The organism is Bradyrhizobium iriomotense (assembly GCF_018129405.1).
Classification (GTDB): Bacteria; Pseudomonadota; Alphaproteobacteria; order Rhizobiales; family Xanthobacteraceae; genus Bradyrhizobium; species Bradyrhizobium iriomotense_B.
In genome coordinates, this window is sequence record NZ_JAFCLP010000027.1 from 19943 (window position 1) to 35677 (window position 15735).

Consider the following 15735-nt stretch of genomic DNA (forward strand, 5'->3'; position numbering starts at 1 on the left):
CGAATCGGGCGGGAAACACATGCTGCGCCGCCTTCTTCAACCGGTCTGGGTCCTGCTTGCGATCGTCTTCCTGATCGAAGCCTGGCTGTGGGACCACCTCGAACCGATCGTCGCGCGGGTTGTCGCAGCCATCCCGCTCGCACGTTTCAAGCAATGGCTGACGGAGCGCGTCGACGCGCTGTCGCCGGCCATGACGCTGATCGTGTTCGCGGTCCCCATCATTCCGCTGTTTCCGCTCAAGCTGGTCGGCCTGTGGCTGCTCACGCATGAGTACTGGACCAGCGCGGTCTTCACGATCATTTTCGCGAAAATGCTCGGCGTCGGCGTCACCGCCTTCGTGTTCGACGTCACACGCGACAAGCTTTTGGAGATGCACTGGTTCGAGCGGATCTACGATCTCGTGATGAAGGTGCGCGCCAAGGCGCACCTGCTGGTCGACCCGATCAAGCGGCGCATCCGCGAGCTGATCACCGGCAATGGCGAAGGCTGGTCCGCCCGCACGCTGCGTTTGATCCAGCGTTTCCGCAAGAGCGTGCACCAGGCGCGGTAGCTGCCCGTCACATATCACGGTCCCGTAGCCCGGATGAGCGAAGCGACATCCGGGACCTTCGTTCGCGGCTGCATATTCGCTGCTCGCCACACATTCGCTGTCATCGCCCGGCTTGACCGGGCGATCCAGTATTCCAGAGACGTCAATCGAATACGGAGAAGCCGCGGCGTACTGGATGCCCCGGTCAAGCCGGGGCATGACACTGTCTGTGTGGCGTCAAACCGCGCGTCACACACCCCTCAATGCAAATGCACCAGATGCGGCCACCACAGGCCGAGGGCGGTCATGATCAGGCCGGCGAGCGTCAAGATGCCGCCGACATAGGCCAGCGCGATCATGCCGGTGATGATGGTGGCGGACGCCAGCACGATGCCGATCTGGAAGGCGGCCGACGCCAGCTCGAAGTGATGGTACTTCGCGGTCGCCTCGTCGCGCTCGTGCTCGGCATGCTTGGCCTTCTCGGCAAGCTGCTCGGTGCCTTCGCCGGTCTCGGGCTCGGAGCGGTAGCGCGCCGCGGTCTTGGTCCAGTCGTCGACCTGCTTCTGCACGGCCGCCTTCAGGGCGTCGTCGGTCGTACCGGCCAGCGTGAGCTTGCCCTGTTCGGAGGCGGTCAGCACCACGGTGCGACGGATGCTCTTGGCCTGGAAGAACGCCCAGAGATTGGCGGCCTCGACGTTCTTGCTGATCGATTCGGTCTGGGCGCCCTTGCCGAGCGTCTCCGAGATCGCAAGGAACAGCGCCAGCACGGCGATCAGGAGGGCGATCTTCTTGTTCGAGCCGGACGCGTGCTCGGCGTGCTCGGCGTGCTCCATGCTTTCGTGTGCGCTCATATGACCTCCTGTCTGGTTCCCCACGATTGACCGAACCGCGAGCGCCGCGCAAGAGGCACGCGCGTGATGACAGCTTGATGTCAGGATTCAGCGCCGCGGATGCGCGCTGGCATAGACTTCCAGCAGGCGCTCGGAATCGATGCCGGTGTAGATCTGCGTGGTCGAGAGCGAGGAATGGCCGAGCAGTTCCTGGATCGCGCGCAAATCGCCGCCGCGCGACAGCAGATGTGTGGCGAAGGAGTGGCGGAGCGCGTGCGGCGTGGCGCTGTCGGGCAGGCCGAGCGCGCCGCGCAGCCGCTCCATCGCGAGCTGGATGATGCGCGGGCTCAAGGGGCCGCCGCGCGCGCCGACGAAGATCGGCCCGTCCGCCGGCAGCGGATACGGGCACATCGCTACATATTCCTGCACCAGCTCCAGCACGTTCTGCAGCACCGGCACCATGCGCGTCTTGTTGCCTTTGCCGGTTACGACCAGCACGTCGCCTTCGCCGGGCTTCGGCACCTCGCGGTGTTTCAGACCGAGCGCTTCGGAGATGCGCAGGCCCGAGCCATAGAGCAGCGCCATCACCGCGGCATCGCGCACCAGGATCCAGGTCTCGCGCTCCTCCCCGGCGCGTTCGTCGGCATCCGCAAGACGCTTTGCGGATGCCATCGGCAACGGCTTCGGCAGGCTCTTTGCAACTTTTGGCGCGCGTATCGCGGAGAGCGCGCCGACCTTGCCCTTGCCTTCGCGCTCGAGGAAGCGGCCGAACGAGCGCAGGCCCGCCAGCGCGCGCATCAGGCTGCGTCCGGCAATGTCGTCGGCACGGCGCATCGCCATGAAGGCGCGCACGTCGGTGGCCTCCAGCGACGCAAACCGTGCCAGCGTCACCCGCTCGCCCCAATGGGCACAGAGGAAATCCAGGCACTGCCGCAAGTCGCGGCCATAGGCCTCCAGCGTCTTCGGCGACAGCCGCCGCTCGGCGCCGAGATGCGACAGCCAGCGCGCCATCTCCTGCGCGATCGAGGGATCGGCGCTGGCGAGCTCGATCAAGGGGGCGGCCGCTTTGCTCATGCGCTCTGGACGTGGTGATTCCGCACAGTATATCGCATCACACTCGTTTATCGTTCGCTAAGGCCGGCACGTAGCGCTAGCCTTCAGGCCCCGGGTTCCGATTCTCCCTCCAGACTGTTGATGGATCACACCTCGCGCAGCAACACCGCCCCCGCCAACGCGACCCGCATGGTCGACGTGCTGGTGCCGGTCGCGCTCGACCAGACCTATTCGTACAAGGTGCCGCGCGGCATGGAGCTGAAGGCCGGCGATCTCGTCGGTGTGCCGCTCGGTGCGCGCGAGGTGCTGGCCGTGGTCTGGGGGGAGAACGCCAATCCCGACCCGCGCCTGCACAACCGCCTCAAGGAGGTCAACGAGAAGCTCGACATTGCGCCGCTGAAGCCCGAGCTGCGCCAGGTCGTCGACTGGGTCGCCAATTACACGCTGAGCCCGCGCGGCATGGTGCTGCGCATGTGCCTGCGGATGGGCGAGAATCTCGGCCCCGAGCGGGTACGTCCCGGCGTGCGCCTGACCGGCGATCCGCCGCGGCGGCTGACGCCGGCGCGGCAGCGGGTGATCGAGGTGCTGTCGGACCGGCTGCTGCACGGCAAGTCCGAGGCCGCCAAGGAAGCGGGTGTTTCGGCCGGCGTGATCGACGGCCTTGTCGACGAGGGCACGCTCACGGTCGAGCCGATGCCGCCGCCTGCGCCGCCGCCGGCGCCCGACCCTGAATTCGGCCGGCCGGATTTCTCGCCGCTGCAGCGGGCCGGCGTCGATGCGATGCGCGCGCTTGCGGCGAATGGCACCTTCCACGTCGCGCTGCTCGACGGCGTCACCGGCTCCGGCAAGACCGAGGTCTATTTCGAGGCCGTTGCGGAAACGATCCGCCGCGGCAAGCAGTCGCTGATCCTGATGCCGGAAATCGCGCTCACCGGCCAGTTCCTCGACCGATTCGCGCAGCGCTTTGGCGTGCGGCCGATCGAATGGCATTCCGGGCTGACGCCGCGCACCCGTGCGCGCAATTGGGCCGCGATCTCCGAAGGCAGCGCGCCGGTCGTCGTCGGCGCGCGCTCGGCGCTGTTCCTCCCTTACGCCAATCTCGGCCTCATCGTCGTCGATGAGGAGCACGACCAGGCCTACAAGCAGGACGATGGCGTGCATTATCACGCCCGCGACATGGCGGTGGTGCGCGCGCATATCGCAAAAATCCCGGTGGTGCTGGCCTCCGCGACGCCGTCGGTGGAATCCGAGGTCAATGCGCGCAAGAACCGCTATCAGCGCATCGCGCTGCCCTCGCGCTTCGGCGGCCAGCACATGCCGCATATCGAGGCGATCGACCTGCGCCGCGAGCCGCCCGCGCGCGGCCGCTTCATCTCGCCGCGGCTTGCGGGCGAGCTCAGAACCGCGATCGAAAAGCGCGAGCAGGCGCTGCTGTTCCTCAATCGCCGCGGCTATGCGCCGCTGACGCTGTGCCGTGCCTGCGGTCACCGCTTCGCCTGCACCATCTGCGATGCCTGGCTGGTCGATCACCGCTTCCGCCAGCGCCTCGTCTGTCACCATTGCGGCTTCTCGATGCCGCGTCCGCACATCTGTCCGAACTGTTCGGCCGAGGAATCGCTGGTCGCCGTCGGTCCCGGCGTGGAGCGCCTGCAGGAGGAAGCGGCCGCGCTGTTTCCGGACGCGCGTACCATGGTGCTGTCGAGCGATCTCATCACCTCGATCGAGACGATGCGCAGCGAGCTTGCCGAGATCGCGGAGGGCCGGGTCGACATCATCATCGGCACGCAGCTCGTCGCCAAAGGCCACAATTTTCCGCGGCTCAATCTGGTCGGCGTGGTCGATGCGGATCTTGGCCTATCCAACGGCGATCCGCGCGCGGCGGAGCGGACCTGGCAATTGCTCAACCAGGTGATCGGCCGCGCCGGCCGCGAGCAGGGCCGCGGCATCGGGTATCTGCAGACCCATCAGCCCGATCATCCCGTGATGAGGGCGCTGATCGCCTGCGACCGCGAGGCCTTCTACGACAGCGAGATCGATCTGCGCGAGAAGACGCTCTATCCGCCATTCGGCCGGCTCGCGAGCCTGATCATCTCCGCAGGCGACCGCCCGAGCGCGGAAGGACTCGGCCGCCGTCTCGTCGCGCTCGCGCCGCGCGACGAGCGCGTGGTGGTGCTGGGGCCGGCCGAGGCGCCGCTCGCGGTCATCAAGGGCCGCTACCGCTTCCGCATCCTGGTGAAATCGGCGCGCGGTTTCGATCTCTCGGACTATTTGCGCAACTGGCTCGCGGTCTGCCCGAAGCCGACAGGCAATCAAAAGCTCGAAGTGGACGTCGATCCGCAGAGCTTTTTGTAGGCCACCGCTCTCTCCACGTCATTGCGAGGAGCTCGCGACAAAATTGCGAAGCAATTTTGCGCTGATGCGACGAAGCAATCCAGAGTCTTTCCGCGGAAAGATTCTGGATTGCTTCGCTGCGCTCGCAATGACGAAGCGCCTGTAGCCCGGATGGAGCGAAGCGCAATCCGGGACAAGCCGATCCGCAACGCGCGGCCCCGGATTTCGCTGCGCTCCATCCGGGCTACGGCTGTGCGCCCTCGCAATGACGGGACGTAAAAAAGCCCGCGGTCCCCCAAGACCGCGGGCTTGTTTCATACGCGCATCAAACTGATGAAAACTGCGCGTGAGGCGCCTGGAGCGCGCCTTAGGAGACGACTTCCGCGGTGACGCGGCCGACGCCGGCGCCGGTGAGGCCGATGGCGCGGGCTGCACCCGTGGAGAGGTCGAGGACACGGCCGCGAATGAACGGGCCGCGGTCGTTGATGGTGACGACCACGCTCTGGCCGCGGTGGGTGACGCGCAGCTTGGTGCCGAAGGGCAGCGAGCGGTGCGCGGCGGTCAGGGCGTTCTGGTTGAAGCGCTGGCCCGACGCGGTGCGGCTGCCGGACTCGTTGCCGTAATAGGACGCCATGCCGGAGAAGCTGTGGCCCGTGCCCGAGGACGGCGTCATCGCCGCATTGGCGTTGCGCCAATCGGAGGTCGGGTTGCTATCGGTTTGGGCGTGGTGGCGGTGATGATGCCGGTGATGCCTGGATTTTGCGGAAGCCTCGGTGGCAGTTCCACCGACGATGAGAGTTGCGGCGACGAAAGCGATCGCCGTGCGCGGCCGGGTCACAAAGCCCAGCGTCTTCAAAGACAGCATTTAGTGGTCCCTAAGCTAGTATTGCCACATATGTGGCTAGTGGAGCCCCCATCAGTTTGTGAGCGGATTGGCGTTTCGATTCCTAATGAGGCATGAATTAGGCAGTAGATTCGGTATGTATCGTCATGAAATATCTTGTTACCGCCGCACGATATTCAGCCGATGTTCCGTAATCTTCGGCTTTAACGATTCGTTAACCTCATGATTACTTGCTAATACTGTAAAGCGAAGTCATCGCCTCCAGCATTTAGGATTGGGTAAGTATTCGGCGAGTGGAACGGCCCGAAGCGGGAATCACGCCTCAGCGATCCGTGTTCATGGCGGCTATGCGCTGAGGGCAGGAACCAAAGTGCGGGATGCCGCTGTCAGGCTCACGGCAATTCCGTGGTGCGGCAGGTCCGCCGCCTTGGCGGCCGGAGAGTCCTCGCGGAGTGCGACGAACTGGCGACAGAACCCCATGCCTTTAATTTGGCGTCATGTTGCACGTGCGCGCCTGCTATGTTAGCAAAGCCGCGATTTTAACGGACCCGGCACCTCCCGTGTCGGCCGAAAATCGAAGTCCCGCTTGAATTCCAAGGGCTTGGATCGCTAGGCGCCGCTTCGTGGCGACGGTTTTTCCCTTGCGAGTTTGACAGCAAAAAGAGCGCGTCTGTGGCTGCAGAAGATACGTCCGTTTCAGGTGTGTCCGGCCGTTATGCAACGGCCTTGTTTGAACTGGCCCGCGACCAGAAAGTGGTCGACGAGGTCAAAGCCGATCTCGACAAATTCGAGGCCTTGCTGAACGAGAGTGCCGATTTGAAGCGCCTCGTCCGCAGCCCGGTGTTCGCGGCCGAGGTCCAGTCCAAGGCCCTCTCGGCCGTGCTGGAGAAGGCCGGCATCGCCGGGATCTCCGCCAATTTCCTCAAAGTGCTGACCGCCAACCGCCGCCTGTTCGCGGTGGCCGACGTCATCCGCGCCTACCGCGCCCTCGTCGCCAGGTTCAAGGGCGAGACGACGGCCGACGTGACCGTGGCGGAAGCGCTCTCTGACAAGAATCTCGACGCTCTCAAGGTTGCCCTGAAGTCGGTGACCGGCAAGGACGTCGCGCTGAACGTGAAAGTCGATCCCGCGATCATCGGTGGCCTCGTCGTCAAGCTGGGCAGCCGCATGGTCGATGGTTCGCTTCGCACCAAACTCAATTCGATCAAGCACGCGATGAAAGAGGCAGGCTGATGGACATCCGCGCCGCGGAAATTTCCGCGATCCTCAAGGACCAGATCAAGAATTTCGGCCAGGAAGCTGAAGTCTCCGAAGTCGGACAGGTGCTGTCCGTCGGCGACGGTATCGCCCGCGTCTACGGTCTGGACAACGTCCAGGCCGGTGAAATGGTCGAGTTCGAGAACGGCACGCGCGGCATGGCGCTGAACCTCGAAACCGACAACGTCGGTGTCGTTATCTTCGGTGCCGACCGTGAGATCAAGGAAGGCCAGACCGTCAAGCGCACCCGCGCCATCGTGGACGCGCCGGTCGGCAAGGGCCTGCTCGGCCGCGTCGTCGACGCGCTCGGCAACCCGATCGACGGCAAGGGCCCGATCCAGGCCGACAAGCGCATGCGCGTCGACGTCAAGGCGCCCGGCATCATTCCGCGCAAGTCGGTGAGCGAGCCGATGGCGACCGGCCTCAAGGCGATCGACGCCCTGATCCCGATCGGCCGCGGCCAGCGCGAGCTGATCATCGGCGACCGCCAGACCGGCAAGACCGCGATCGCGCTCGACACCATCCTGAACCAGAAGCCGCTCAACGCGCAGCCGGACGAGAACATCAAGCTGTACTGCGTCTACGTCGCAGTCGGCCAGAAGCGTTCGACCGTCGCCCAGTTCGTGAAGGTGCTGGAAGAGCAGGGCGCGCTCGAATATTCGATCGTCGTCGCCGCCACCGCCTCCGATCCGGCGCCGATGCAGTACATCGCGCCCTTCACCGGCTGCACCATGGGCGAGTACTTCCGCGACAACGGCATGCACGCGGTCATCATCTATGACGATCTGTCCAAGCAGGCCGTCGCCTACCGCCAGATGTCGCTGCTGCTGCGCCGCCCGCCGGGCCGCGAAGCCTATCCGGGCGACGTGTTCTATCTGCACTCCCGCCTGCTCGAGCGCGCGGCGAAGCTGAACAAGGACCAGGGCTCGGGCTCGCTGACGGCGCTGCCGGTCATCGAAACCCAGGCCAACGACGTGTCGGCCTACATCCCGACCAACGTCATCTCGATCACCGACGGCCAGATCTTCCTGGAAACCGACCTGTTCTTCCAGGGCATCCGTCCCGCGGTGAACGTCGGTCTGTCGGTGTCGCGCGTCGGCTCCTCGGCGCAGACCAAGGCCACCAAGAAGGTCGCCGGCAAGATCAAGGGCGAGCTCGCGCAGTACCGCGAAATGGCGGCGTTCGCGCAGTTCGGCTCCGACCTCGACGCCTCGACCCAGCGCCTGCTCAACCGCGGCTCGCGCCTCACCGAGCTCCTCAAGCAGCCGCAGTTCTCGCCGCTGAAGATGGAAGAGCAGGTTTGCGTGATCTGGGCCGGCACCAACGGCTATCTCGATCCGCTGCCGCTCAACAAGGTGAAGGCGTTCGAGGACGGCCTGCTCTCGCTGCTGCGCGGCAAGCACGCCGAGATCCTCAACGCGATCCGCGACAGCCGCGATCTCTCGGACGACAGCGCTGGCAAGCTGAAGTCGGTGGTCGAAGGCTTTGCGAAGAGCTTCGCGTAACAGCAAGCATGGCCGGATCCTTCCGGCCATGACCGCTTCGCGAGAGGCAAACCAACAGGAAGCATGCCCGGCGCCCGGCCGGGCATTGCGGTAGGGACAGGCTAGCGGTCCGACGCTTCAGTCGAACCGCCGGGGTGAACGAAGAATGGCGTCACTTAAAGACATGCGCGTCCGCATCGCCTCCACCAAGGCGACGCAAAAGATCACCAAGGCCATGCAGATGGTCGCGGCCTCCAAGCTGCGCCGCGCGCAGACCGCGGCGGAAGCTGCGCGTCCCTATGCCGACAAGATGAGCGCGGTGATCTCCAACATCGCCAGCGCCGCGGCGGGCTCGCCCGGCGCGCCGGCGCTGCTGGCCGGCACCGGCCGCGATCAGGTTCACCTGCTGCTGGTCTGCACCGGCGAGCGCGGCCTGTCCGGCGCCTTCAACTCCTCGATCGTGCGTCTCGCGCGCGAGCGCGCCCTTGCGCTGGCTGCGCAGGGCAAGGAAGTGAAATTCTTCTGCGTCGGCCGCAAGGGCTACGAGCAGCTCCGCCGCCTGTTCGACAAGCAGATCGTCGAGCATCTCGATCTGCGCAGCGTGCGCCAGCTCGGCTTCGTCAACGCCGAGGATATCGCCAAGAAGGTGCTGGCCCGTTTCGACGCCGGCGAGTTCGACGTCTGCACGCTGTTCTACTCGCAATTCAAGTCGGTGATCGCGCAGGTCCCGACCGCCCAGCAGATCATTCCGCTGGTTGTCGAGGAAGGCGCTGCGAACGGCAGCGCGACCTCTTACGAATATGAGCCGGAGGAGGACGAGATCCTCGCGCGCCTGTTGCCGCGCAATCTCGCGGTGCAGATCTTCCGCGCCCTGCTCGAGAACAACGCTTCGTTCTACGGCGCGCAGATGTCGGCGATGGACAACGCCACCCGCAACGCCGGCGAAATGATCCGCAAGCAGACGCTGGTCTACAACCGCACGCGTCAGGCTCAGATCACCAAGGAACTCATCGAAATCATCTCCGGCGCAGAAGCAGTCTGACCGGACACGAAATTCGGATCGAAGGAGACAGTAAATGGCTACAGCAGCCACACAGATCGGTCGCGTTACCCAGGTCATGGGCGCCGTCGTCGACGTGCAGTTCGAAGGCCACCTGCCGGCCATTCTCAACTCGCTGGAGACCAAGAACGGCAACAACCGCCTGGTGCTGGAAGTCGCGCAGCATCTCGGCGAGTCGACCGTCCGCACGATCGCGATGGACGCCACCGAAGGTCTGGTGCGCGGCCAGGAAGTGACCGACACCGGTCAGCCGATCTCGGTTCCCGTGGGTGCCGGTACGCTCGGCCGCATCATGAACGTCATCGGCGAGCCGATCGACGAGGCCGGCCCGATCAAGTCGGAAGGCACCCGCGCCATCCATCAGGAAGCGCCGACCTATACCGACCAGTCGACCGAAGCCGAAATTCTCGTCACCGGCATCAAGGTCGTCGATCTGCTCGCTCCGTATGCGAAGGGCGGCAAGATCGGCCTGTTCGGCGGCGCCGGCGTCGGCAAGACCGTGCTGATTCAGGAGCTGATCAACAACGTCGCCAAGGCGCACGGCGGTTACTCCGTGTTCGCCGGCGTCGGCGAGCGTACCCGCGAGGGCAACGACCTCTATCACGAGTTCATCGAGTCCAAGGTCAATGCCGATCCGCACAATCCGGATCCGAGCGTGAAGTCGAAGTGCGCTCTCGTGTTCGGTCAGATGAACGAGCCGCCGGGCGCCCGTGCCCGCGTCGGTCTGACCGGTCTGACCGTCGCCGAGCACTTCCGCGACCAGGGTCAGGACGTGCTGTTCTTCGTCGACAACATCTTCCGCTTCACGCAGGCGGGTTCGGAAGTGTCGGCGCTGCTCGGCCGTATTCCTTCGGCGGTGGGTTATCAGCCGACGCTCGCCACCGACATGGGCGCGCTGCAGGAGCGCATCACCACCACGCAGAAGGGTTCGATCACCTCGGTGCAGGCCATCTACGTGCCGGCCGACGACTTGACCGACCCGGCGCCCGCGACCTCGTTCGCGCACTTGGACGCCACCACGGTGCTGTCGCGCGCGATCTCGGAAAAGGGCATCTATCCGGCGGTGGACCCGCTCGACTCGACCTCGCGCATGCTCTCGCCGCTGGTCGTCGGCGAGGAGCACTATGCCGTCGCCCGTCAGGTCCAGCAGGTGCTGCAGCGCTACAAGTCGCTCCAGGACATCATCGCCATTCTCGGCATGGACGAGCTTTCGGAAGAGGACAAGCTGACGGTGGCCCGCGCCCGCAAGATCGAGCGCTTCCTGTCGCAGCCGTTCCACGTCGCCGAAATTTTCACGGGTTCGCCCGGCAAGTTCGTCGAGCTCGCCGACACCATCAAGGGCTTCAAGGGCCTGGTGGACGGCAAGTACGATCATCTGCCGGAAGCTGCCTTCTACATGGTCGGTACCATCGAAGAGGCGGTCGAGAAGGGCAAGAAGCTGGCCGCTGAGGCGGCCTAAGCAACTCGTCATCGCCGGGCTTGACCCGGCGATCCATCAAAAGAGAATTTTGATGGATGGACCCGCGGGTCAAGCCCGCGGGTGACAAGCGGAAAACAACGGATAGCCCATGGCCACCTTCCACTTCGATCTCGTCTCTCCGGAAAAGCTCGCCTTCACGGGCGAGGTCGATCAGGTCGACATCCCCGGCGTCGAGGGTGACTTCGGCGTGCTGGCGGGACATGCGCCGGTCGTGGCTGCGATCCGGCCCGGCATCCTCACCATCACAGCCGGCGGTAGGCACGAGAAGGTCATCGTGCTCGGCGGCCTCGCCGAGGTCTCCGAGAGGGGCCTGACCGTGCTCGCCGACGTCGCGACCTCGCTGGCCGAGCTCGATCGTGCCCAGTTCGCCGAGACGATCGCGGAGATGGAAGAGGGGCTGAAGGAGCACGAAGGCGGCGAGCTCGATCAGGCCATCGAGCGGCTCGATCACTTCAAGAGCATCCAGCAGCAGCTCAACTCCACGGCCATGCACTAAGCCCCGGCGCAACCGCTCCGGGGCTCAAGCTTCAAAATTCCAGAACAAGTTCAGCGCTCGTCACCGACCGTGGCGGGCGCTGAAACTTTGTTGCACCGCCCCAGAGATAGCGGCATTCTGCGCCCGCGAATTTGTTCCGGGGCGGGTCACAGATGAAACGCAAGATCGCGGCGATTTTCGCAGCCGATATTGCCGGTTATTCGAGGCTGGTCGCGGAAGACGAAGAGGAGACGCTGCGGCGTCTCGCCTCCTATCGCGAGGTCGTCGACGATTTCATCGCCAAGGCGGGCGGGCGCATCTTCAACACGGCGGGCGATGCCGTGCTCGCGGAATTTCCGAGCGCGGTCGATGCCGTGCGCTGCGCGATCGACATCCAGGAAAGCTTGCGGACCCGCAACATGGCGTACCCGCCGAGCCGGCAGATGTCGTTCCGCATCGGCATCACCATCGGCGATGTGGTCGAGCGCGATGGCGATCTGTTAGGGGACGGCGTCAACATCGCCGCGCGGCTGGAGGGGCTCGCCGAGGTCGGCGGCATCTGCGTCTCCCGCGCGGTGCACGAGCAGGTCGCCAACAAGCTGTCGGTGCACTTCGCCGATATCGGCGCGCAGGAGGTGAAGAACATCCCGACGCCGGTGCACGCCTACATGGTGGCGATGCGGCGCGAGGACGGCAGCTATACGAAGCCGCAGGTGAAGAAGGCGGTCTCCAAGGTTGCCGCGGCGCCGGTGTGGATGTGGCCGCTGGTGGTCGCCGTCGTCTCGATCGTCGCCATCATCGTCTCGGGTTTCCTCTACAACACCAAGCTCAAGCAGACGGCGACCGCCGCATCGACGCCGGCCGCCGTTCCAAGCGCAACGCCGACCGCGATGGCGGCAACGCCGAGTCCGATGCCGACCCAAATGGCAAAGGCGCCGATGACGCCGCCGAACGCCGGCGCTGCGATGGCGCCGATGCCCGCGCCGTCACCCTCCGCCGCGCCGACAACGGGCAAGCTTGCCGCCGACAGCGTGCCTTTTATCAACGAGCGCATCCGCAACTATCTGGCTGGCGACTATGCCGCGGCCGGTGACTACAAGGCGTTCGCGCTCAATGTCGGCGGCTTCACCGGCTCGGCGTTGAACCAGCCGAACGAGGAGGCCGCGCGCAACTCCGCGGTCGAGCAGTGCCAGAAGCGCGCCGATGCCGCGCAATCGCCGCGGCGCTGCGAGCTCTATGCGGTCGGCGACAACGTCGTCTACGCGCACGGCAAGCCGCCGATGCCGCCGGCTCCCTATTTCCGGCATGACGCGATGACCGAGCGGGCGTTCGTCTCGAAGGATTTTCCGATCGTGCGCGATCCGCAAAAAGTCCGGCTCGAGAACATGTTCGTGCCCGCGGCGAAATCCCGCTCGGTCGCGCTCGGCCCGGGCGGACAATATTTCATGGTGCTGGGCGCATCATCCGCTGAGGACGCGGCGCGGCGTTCGCTGGAATCGTGCGGCGCGATCGCCGGCGTGCCCTGCCTGGTCGTTGCGATCGATGACAATTTCGTCGTGCCGATCCCGACCCTGCTCCGGATCACCGGCCTGTTCTACGCCGCCTCCAACGCCCAGATCGGGGCGGATGCCCGCGACGAGGTCGTGCGCAAGCTCGCGGATGCCATGGGCTGGAACGCCGTCGCCGTCGGCACCTCAGGCCGCCCCGGCCTCGGCCTGAAGGCCGCCGACGAGCAGACCGCCGTCAACTCCGCCCTCGCCGACTGCGCCAGGCGCGACCGCGACTGTCACGTCATCGCCATCGGCCCGTTCACGGTGGGACCGATTAATTAGGGCGTGCCGTGCTTGGGTCGGGTCCGACTTCCCGGCGAAAATTCTCTCATGATTTCAATCCCGTTCTACTGTGCATGGGGTTGTTTTCGCAGTTTCAGTTTCCGAAGGCCGCAAACTCTCGCGCCACCGCGTGGTAGACGTCACGCCGGAACGGCACGACGAGGTCGGCGACCCGGTCGAGGCGCTCCCAACGCCAGGCATCGAACTCGGCGGGCTGGCCGTTGCGCGGCGTCAGCGGATCGATCTCGTCGTCCTTGCCGGTGAAGCGCAGCGCGAACCACTTTTGGCGCTGCCCGCGAAATCTTGCGAGGCGGTGCGTCTGCGGTCCGTCGTAAGGCGGGAATTCATAGGTGAGCCAGTCCGTCTCGCCGAGATAGTCGGCGCTGACGACGCTGGTCTCTTCCCACAGCTCGCGCATCGCCGCGTCGCGCAGATTCTCGCCCTCGTCGACGCCGCCCTGCGGCATCTGCCAGTCGAGCCCCGGCAGAATGATCTCGGGCCCGTCGCCCTTGAAGCGGTGCCCGATCAGGACATGGCCATCGGCATTGAACAGCGCGATCCCGACGTTGGGGCGATAGGGTTTTTCATTCGTCACGCGTAAATCTCTCATCGTCATTCCGGGGCGCGCAAGGCGCGAGCCCGGAATCCATAACCACAGGCGGTAATTGGTTGAAAGGCCGTGGTTGCCATCCGCCGCCTCACTTCTCCCTGGGGGTATGGATCCCCGCCTTCGCGGGGATGACCGCGAGGGTGTGGCGACTATTCATCCGCCAGCGCGGAAAATTCCTTCACCACGCGCTCATAGACCGGGCGCTTGAACGGGATGATCAGCCCGGGGAGGTTCTTCATCGGCTCCCAGCGCCAGCTCACGAATTCGGCCTTGTGGCCGCCGCCGCCGGGCTTCTCGACGTTGATCTCGCTGTCCTTGCCGGTGAAGCGCACCGCGAACCATTTCTGGCGCTGGCCGCGATAGCGGCCCTTCCAGGCGCGGCCGGCGACCGTGCGCGGGATGTCGTAGATCAGCCAGTCCGGGACTTCGCCGAGCCGCTCGACCGAGCGCACGCTGGTCTCCTCATAAAGCTCGCGCTTGGCGGCTTCCCAGGTGTCCTCGCCGGGATCGACGCCGCCCTGCGGCATCTGCCAGACATGGGCGTCGTCGACATGCTCGATGCCACCGGCGCGGCGGCCGATGAACACCAGTCCCTTGGTATTGATCAGCATCACACCGACGCAGGTCCGGTAGGGCAGATCCTCGTAACGCGCCATTCCGCCAGACCTCTTGCCTGCACTTGGTGGGCATGCCGGTCCCGCGCGACCCGTGCCGTACCAATCCGTTGATTTAGCTGGATTTTGATTTCAGCATCGCGGTTGTCAATGGCACCAAAAGGATACCTCGGTCGCCCAATGTCTTGGTCCAGGCACTGACGCGCTCGATGGAGACCGGCAGGGCCGAGGCGGTCCCGACGGCGACGCCGCGCTCGCGCGCCGCCGATTCGAGCTTGGTCAGGGCGCGGTCGATCTCGGTCGGGGTCGGCACCACGTCGATCGCGATGTCGCCCTTGCCGAACGGCATCGACGCGCTCGCCGCGGCCTGGGGCGCGATGCTGCGCGGCGAGGAGCCGTCGTCGAAGAAGCCGAGGCCGCGCTTGGCCGCTTCGCGGATGATCGGCTGCATCGCCGGCTCTGTCGCGATGAAGCGGGCGCCCATGAAATTGGCGAGACCGGCATAGCCCTGCATCCGGCTGAGGTGCCAGTACAGGCGGTCCATGTTCTGGTCGGGGCTGAGTGAGGTCAGCAGCGTCTGCGGCCCCGGATCGTTGTCCGGGAAGTCGTAGGGCTCCATCGGGATCTGCAGGAAGATCTCGTGGCGCTGGGCGCGCGCCCGCTCGGCGAGCTTGCCGGGATCGGCCCCGTAGGGCGTGAAGGCCAGCGTCACCGCCGGCGGCAGCTTCATGATCGCGTCTAGGGTCTTGGCGGCGCCGACGCCGAGGCCGCCGATCACGATGGCGACCACCGGCATCCTGGCGGCCTTGGCGCGGTCGGCGTCCGCGGCATAGACGTTGAACGGCTTCAGGTCTCCGGCGGCCACGGGGATCATGCCGTAGCGCGACTTCTCCAGCAGCTTCGGATCGATCCCGGCCATGACCGGCGGCGGGGCGGACGCCGCCTCGCCCTTGTCGGCGGCATCGCCGGCGCCGATCACCACGTCGCGCCGCGTGCCGGTCGAGCCGTCGATCATGGTGACGGTCTTCTGCTCTCCGGGCGCGGCCTGCTTCGGCGCTTCCCTGGTGTCCTGCTTGCTCTCGTGCCTGGTTTCGGAAGCCGCCGGCTTCTCGTCCGCGGCTTTGGGCTCGCGGATCGCGATCCGCGTCATCGGCTCGCCGCCGAGCGGGTCCTTGTTGAAGATGGCGAAGCCGGCAAAGGTGACCAGGAACAGGCCGAGCAGCACGGCCAGCAGCTGCATGGCGGTGAACGGCAGCCGCAGCCGGCGCTTGCGGCGCGGCTTGTCCTGTCCGAGCGGGGCGCTCAGATCATCGGCCGTTTCAGTCATGCGCGATCC

The 15735-nt window shown here is 65.6% G+C and carries 14 protein-coding genes; 8 read left to right on the plus strand and 6 right to left on the minus strand.

From position 1 onward, the window contains the following. Nucleotides 1-19: 19 nt before the first annotated feature. On the plus strand, nt 20-550 hold the full coding sequence (locus JQ592_RS34560; RefSeq protein ID WP_211407177.1) for a hypothetical protein: 531 nt from the start codon (nt 20-22) through the stop codon (nt 548-550). A gap of 239 nt (nt 551-789) precedes the next feature. On the opposite strand, the gene JQ592_RS34565 is transcribed toward JQ592_RS34560, so the two are convergent. After that, nucleotides 790-1380 carry a DUF4337 domain-containing protein gene (locus JQ592_RS34565; RefSeq protein ID WP_211407178.1) on the minus strand — a complete coding sequence of 197 codons (591 nt, stop codon included), beginning with the start codon at nt 1378-1380 and terminating at the stop codon, nt 790-792. Between the two features lie 87 nt (nt 1381-1467). Further along, nucleotides 1468-2433, minus strand: coding sequence for a tyrosine recombinase XerC (locus JQ592_RS34570; protein ID WP_211407179.1), 966 nt, complete (start codon nt 2431-2433; stop codon nt 1468-1470). A gap of 120 nt (nt 2434-2553) precedes the next feature. On the opposite strand from JQ592_RS34570, the gene JQ592_RS34575 reads away from it, so the two are divergent. Then, nucleotides 2554-4764 (plus strand): primosomal protein N', encoded by a 2211-nt coding sequence (locus JQ592_RS34575; RefSeq protein ID WP_211407180.1) that lies wholly within the window; start codon nt 2554-2556, stop codon nt 4762-4764. A gap of 346 nt (nt 4765-5110) precedes the next feature. On the opposite strand, the gene JQ592_RS34580 is transcribed toward JQ592_RS34575, so the two are convergent. Next, complete coding sequence (locus JQ592_RS34580; protein ID WP_211407181.1) at nt 5111-5608, minus strand: septal ring lytic transglycosylase RlpA family protein; 498 nt, start codon at nt 5606-5608, stop codon at nt 5111-5113. A 651-nt stretch (nt 5609-6259) separates the two neighbouring features. Between JQ592_RS34580 and JQ592_RS34585 the strand changes: the two genes are divergently transcribed. From JQ592_RS34585 to JQ592_RS34610, 6 genes are all read left to right on the plus strand, one after another. Beyond that, nucleotides 6260-6820, plus strand: a complete 561-nt coding sequence (locus JQ592_RS34585) for a F0F1 ATP synthase subunit delta (protein ID WP_211407182.1) — start codon at nt 6260-6262, stop codon at nt 6818-6820. After that, nucleotides 6820-8349, plus strand: a complete 1530-nt coding sequence (gene atpA, locus JQ592_RS34590) for a F0F1 ATP synthase subunit alpha (RefSeq protein ID WP_211407183.1) — start codon at nt 6820-6822, stop codon at nt 8347-8349. Before JQ592_RS34585 ends, atpA begins: the two co-directional genes overlap by 1 nt. A gap of 145 nt (nt 8350-8494) precedes the next feature. Beyond that, nucleotides 8495-9370: a F0F1 ATP synthase subunit gamma gene (locus JQ592_RS34595; RefSeq protein WP_211407184.1), complete on the plus strand. Its 876-nt coding sequence runs from the start codon at nt 8495-8497 to the stop codon at nt 9368-9370. Nucleotides 9371-9404: 34 nt separating this feature from the next. Continuing rightward, nucleotides 9405-10847 carry a F0F1 ATP synthase subunit beta gene (gene atpD / locus JQ592_RS34600; protein WP_211407185.1) on the plus strand — a complete coding sequence of 481 codons (1443 nt, stop codon included), beginning with the start codon at nt 9405-9407 and terminating at the stop codon, nt 10845-10847. A gap of 109 nt (nt 10848-10956) precedes the next feature. Further along, nucleotides 10957-11364, plus strand: coding sequence for a F0F1 ATP synthase subunit epsilon (locus tag JQ592_RS34605; protein WP_211407186.1), 408 nt, complete (start codon nt 10957-10959; stop codon nt 11362-11364). A 152-nt stretch (nt 11365-11516) separates the two neighbouring features. Further along, nucleotides 11517-13175, plus strand: a complete 1659-nt coding sequence (locus JQ592_RS34610) for an adenylate/guanylate cyclase domain-containing protein (protein ID WP_211407187.1) — start codon at nt 11517-11519, stop codon at nt 13173-13175. Nucleotides 13176-13269: 94 nt separating this feature from the next. Here JQ592_RS34610 and JQ592_RS34615 read toward each other — a convergent pair whose 3' ends face one another. The 3 genes from JQ592_RS34615 to JQ592_RS34625 all read right to left on the minus strand — a co-directional run bounded on the left by JQ592_RS34615 (nt 13270) and on the right by JQ592_RS34625 (nt 15726). Next, nucleotides 13270-13770 carry an RNA pyrophosphohydrolase gene (locus JQ592_RS34615; protein WP_211407188.1) on the minus strand — a complete coding sequence of 167 codons (501 nt, stop codon included), beginning with the start codon at nt 13768-13770 and terminating at the stop codon, nt 13270-13272. A gap of 164 nt (nt 13771-13934) precedes the next feature. After that, nucleotides 13935-14441, minus strand: coding sequence for an RNA pyrophosphohydrolase (locus tag JQ592_RS34620; RefSeq protein ID WP_211407189.1), 507 nt, complete (start codon nt 14439-14441; stop codon nt 13935-13937). A 73-nt stretch (nt 14442-14514) separates the two neighbouring features. Then, on the minus strand, nt 14515-15726 hold the full coding sequence (locus JQ592_RS34625; RefSeq protein WP_211407190.1) for a divergent polysaccharide deacetylase family protein: 1212 nt from the start codon (nt 15724-15726) through the stop codon (nt 14515-14517). Nucleotides 15727-15735: the final 9 nt, after the last annotated feature.

Coding starts and splice junctions, on each gene's coding strand:
- JQ592_RS34595 (WP_211407184.1), top strand. CDS start 8,495: ATGGCGTCACTTAAAGACATGCGCGTCCGCATCGCCTCCACCAAGGCG.
- JQ592_RS34570 (WP_211407179.1), bottom strand. CDS start 2,433: ATGAGCAAAGCGGCCGCCCCCTTGATCGAGCTCGCCAGCGCCGATCCC.
- JQ592_RS34625 (WP_211407190.1), bottom strand. CDS start 15,726: ATGACTGAAACGGCCGATGATCTGAGCGCCCCGCTCGGACAGGACAAG.
- atpD (WP_211407185.1), top strand. CDS start 9,405: ATGGCTACAGCAGCCACACAGATCGGTCGCGTTACCCAGGTCATGGGC.
- JQ592_RS34620 (WP_211407189.1), bottom strand. CDS start 14,441: ATGGCGCGTTACGAGGATCTGCCCTACCGGACCTGCGTCGGTGTGATG.
- JQ592_RS34560 (WP_211407177.1), top strand. CDS start 20: ATGCTGCGCCGCCTTCTTCAACCGGTCTGGGTCCTGCTTGCGATCGTC.
- JQ592_RS34580 (WP_211407181.1), bottom strand. CDS start 5,608: ATGCTGTCTTTGAAGACGCTGGGCTTTGTGACCCGGCCGCGCACGGCG.
- atpA (WP_211407183.1), top strand. CDS start 6,820: ATGGACATCCGCGCCGCGGAAATTTCCGCGATCCTCAAGGACCAGATC.
- JQ592_RS34605 (WP_211407186.1), top strand. CDS start 10,957: ATGGCCACCTTCCACTTCGATCTCGTCTCTCCGGAAAAGCTCGCCTTC.
- JQ592_RS34565 (WP_211407178.1), bottom strand. CDS start 1,380: ATGAGCGCACACGAAAGCATGGAGCACGCCGAGCACGCCGAGCACGCG.
- JQ592_RS34575 (WP_211407180.1), top strand. CDS start 2,554: ATGGATCACACCTCGCGCAGCAACACCGCCCCCGCCAACGCGACCCGC.
- JQ592_RS34610 (WP_211407187.1), top strand. CDS start 11,517: ATGAAACGCAAGATCGCGGCGATTTTCGCAGCCGATATTGCCGGTTAT.